The following is a 3,513-nucleotide window of genomic DNA, read 5'->3' on the forward strand; positions in this document are numbered from 1 at the left end:
GGACAAAAATGGACAGCCTTCTACACAGACTGTCTATGATGCTGCACGAATATTTCAAAACAAGGCTGTCCATTTTTGTCTATTGTTTGTGAGTCCCCTGTAGTTCCAGCCGATCTCAATGTAAGCGAAACTAAAGAGGTAGCACTGGGTACATCCACCAAAGGTAAAATTATCATGCCGATGATTTGGGATGAGGGAGGCAATAATAAGAGCGATCGCTTTGCTATCGAGTTAACCAAACCTCTCACAGCTACAGATGGCACGGTGGCACTCCCGGCTGGTACTGTTTTAGTAGCGAAAACAGTGGCAGTAGGTAAAAAGAATAACTTGGTATCTGCTAGTGCGATCGCGCTTATTTACCCTGACTCCCAAGGCACAGTCAAACAGGAAACCATTCCGGCTGAGACTTTGTTAATTCGTGGTCGAGGACAGCAACCGTTAATTGCTAAAAAGCTGAATGATGTGGGGACAGATATTGCCCAACAAGATTTATTGGTGGGATTACTCAGTAGTTTGGGTAGGGTGGGTAGCATAGTGAATCAACCCCGTACTCAATCTAGCACTGTTGTTTCTAGTGGCACTTTTAACCAAAGTACCGTTACTAGCAACTCTAATCCTCAAATTTGGGCATCGGCGCTGTCAGGGTTTTTTAGTCCAGTAGCTGAACGTCTGTCTAGACGCTCTGACCAGGCAGTGCAGGAATTACTACAACGTCCAAATATCCAGTTTTTACCTGAAGGTACAGAAGTCTCGGTTGTCGTCAATAGTTTTTTGAAAGTGGACCGATGAAACAATTTGCTACTCTTATCATCATCACTAGCACATTACTGCTCGGTGTAACGATACCTGTTATACATGCACAAGCACAAACTCCTGCATATCGCTTAATTGAACGGGATATGGCTGCAAACAATAGGATTCAGGTTCAAGTTACTCCAGGACGTGCTACGCCTATTAGCTTCACTCAAACCGACGAGGCGATCGCCTACATTTTGGTAGCAGATCCTTCACGACTGGTCTACACCACAGATACGGATTTAAAAAGCGGACGCGCTACAACCATTTTTCTGAGGGCAATCCAACCGCTGAAGTTTCCAGGGGCTACCACCACTGCTATTACTAACTTACTTGTCCAAACTGTAGACCAAGCGGGACAAAAGCGACTCTACAACTTCGATATTGTCCCAGTGCGTAGAAACACTGCGTATGTAGGTATTGAGATTGCAAATGCGATTGCCTCCGGCACTGCGCCAAGACCCGGAGCGGCTTCTGAAAGTAGCGCAATCGCTGGACAGCAGACACTATTGATAGATAAAAATCGCAGAGCGAGAGTAGATGATATTGAAACCGGGCTGAGAATTGCTATTAATCGGGGTTACACCAACAAAAGCGATCCAGTTGTTCCTAAAGTGCAGCAAGTTTTATCTCTGTTGCGAAATAGCAGAGTAACAATCCCAGAAGCAGCTACATCTGTTGGTGTTCCAGTTGAGGTTATTTCTGAATTAGGAAGAATCGCCTTAAATGACCGTCTACTGAGACTAGGACAGCAACGTTCTTCGGTGATGCACTGGGAAAAATAGAAAAAAAGTTAGCTATGTAAGGGTTTCAGCTATTTTGAGCTTTAGAATGCGGACAGGTCTATTGATTAAGTTTTTAACACCTCGATTATCTTGTCCACGAGTTCCATTGGCTCAATTGGCTTGGTAATAAAAAGTTGAAACCCTGCTTTTAAAATACGTTGCTCATTTTTGGCTCCAGCAAATGCGGTGAGAGCGATCGCCGGAATTTGTCCCCCTTTCTTTATAGTGCGCGAGCGAACCTGACGAATTAAGGTAAAGCCATCCTCATCTGGCATATTGATATCACTAATTACTAGAGCGGGCGAGCGCTGTTCTAAAAGTGCCAATGCTTCTTTTACTGATGCTGCCACTAATACATCTGCCCCGGTGCTCTGGAGAACAGTCTGCATTAACATACGAGCATCTGCATCGTCATCCACAACCAGAATGCACAAGTTCTGCAATTGGGCAATTTTCTTATTGCCATGAACCGCTTCTCCTGGTACTATTTCATCATTGCTTAACTGCCCTGTCATTGTAACGATAGGTAGCCTCACGGTGAATGTCGATCCCTTGCCGAATCCTGCACTGGCTGCTGTGATATTGCCATTGTGGAGTTCTACAATTGTTAGAGCGATCGCTAGTCCTAACCCTAATCCACCAGCAGAACGAGTAGTGGAAGCGTCACGCTGACTAAACCGTTCAAAGACAAATGGTATAAATTCTGCTTCTATGCCCCTCCCTCTATCAATAACAGTAATTTGAGCCTGAGACTCAACTTCCTCCAACCTGACCTCTACACTTTCATTCTTGGAACTAAACTTGATTGCATTTGAAAGCAAATTCCAAACCACTTGTTGTAAACGAATGGCATCACCCAAAACGTTGGACACAGCAGCATCAAGATGTAACTGAATTTCAATGCCTTTTGTTTCGGCTGATAATCGAATAGTATCTGCTGCTGACCTAATTACACTTGCTAGGTCAACAAGCCCGATTTCCAAATTCATCTCGCCCTTCTGCATCCTAGCCAAATCTAGCAAATCATCAATTAAGCGAACTTGTAGACGGGCATTCCGCTCAATCGTTTCCAGTCCCTCAATTTTCAGTGCTTCATCCATCTCAGATTCAGTTAGCAATAGTTGCGCCCAACCGTGAAGATTATGCATAGGAGTACGTAACTCATGAGACAAGACAGCAACGAATTCATCCTTTACTCGATTTATTTTTGCCAGTTCCTCAGTCTTTTGTCTCAGTTCATTCTCTACACGCTTTTGTTCGGTGATATCAATGCCGATCAAAAATGCGGCTCTGTTCTGGTCATATTTTTGAGCCACAATTAAATAACTACGATCTGCTTTTATGGATTTCAACTCATATAATGCTTCAGATTCATCTCCAGCAAAGAACTTTTGCACGAATTCACGAAACCCATTACCACTAGCTAAAAAACCAATATCCTGACCAACAAAAGCTTCGGGAGGCAAATTAAAACTATCAGCTAAATGCTTGTTGACACCTAGATAGCACAAGTCGGAACTGACCCAAAATACAATTCCAGGTACAGCCTCCAGTACAGTCTGCAACTGATCTCTAGCAGCTTGCAGTTTTTTTTCTGCCTGGTTGCGCTGGGTAATATCTAGAAATATACTTACACACCCCCGCACTTTTCCATCTTCATCAAATAAAGGGGCAGCATACTGCGACAGGTTAATTCTGATATTATCATCACGAACTACCTCAATCTCAGAATCTAGTATTTCCACACCATGAGTGGTAGCATATTGCATAGCCAGTTCTTCTGGAGCTAATTCTCTGCCTGACTGGTAAATTTTAAAGTTAGTTGGACGTTGATCGTTAGACACGTCCGGAATATGATTTGGGTACAAAAAAATGGTATAAAGTAAAATTGACCTTCTACCAGCATCTAATTAAATGATTAGTATCTTTGATT

3 protein-coding genes are annotated in these 3,513 nt (G+C 43.2%); 2 read left to right on the top strand and 1 reads right to left on the bottom strand.

All coding sequences use genetic code 11. The features are described from left to right. The first annotated feature begins 75 nt into the window (after positions 1-75). Both PI95_RS34900 and PI95_RS34905 read left to right on the top strand, forming a co-directional pair. Complete coding sequence (locus tag PI95_RS34900) at positions 76-789, top strand: TrbI/VirB10 family protein (RefSeq protein WP_236117343.1); 714 nt, start codon at positions 76-78, stop codon at positions 787-789. Then, positions 786-1,580 (top strand): hypothetical protein, encoded by a 795-nt coding sequence (locus PI95_RS34905; protein ID WP_052325816.1) that lies wholly within the window; start codon positions 786-788, stop codon positions 1,578-1,580. Before PI95_RS34900 ends, PI95_RS34905 begins: the two co-directional genes overlap by 4 nt. A gap of 65 nt (positions 1,581-1,645) precedes the next feature. Here PI95_RS34905 and PI95_RS37095 read toward each other — a convergent pair whose 3' ends face one another. After that, the gene (locus PI95_RS37095; protein ID WP_052325815.1) at positions 1,646-3,424 is read right to left on the bottom strand and encodes an ATP-binding protein; all 1,779 of its coding nucleotides are present in this window, start codon (positions 3,422-3,424) and stop codon (positions 1,646-1,648) included. Between the last annotated feature and the right edge of the window lie 89 nt (positions 3,425-3,513).

Source organism: Hassallia byssoidea VB512170, from assembly GCF_000817785.2.
GTDB lineage: Bacteria > Cyanobacteriota > Cyanobacteriia > Cyanobacteriales > Nostocaceae > Hassallia > Hassallia carrinoi.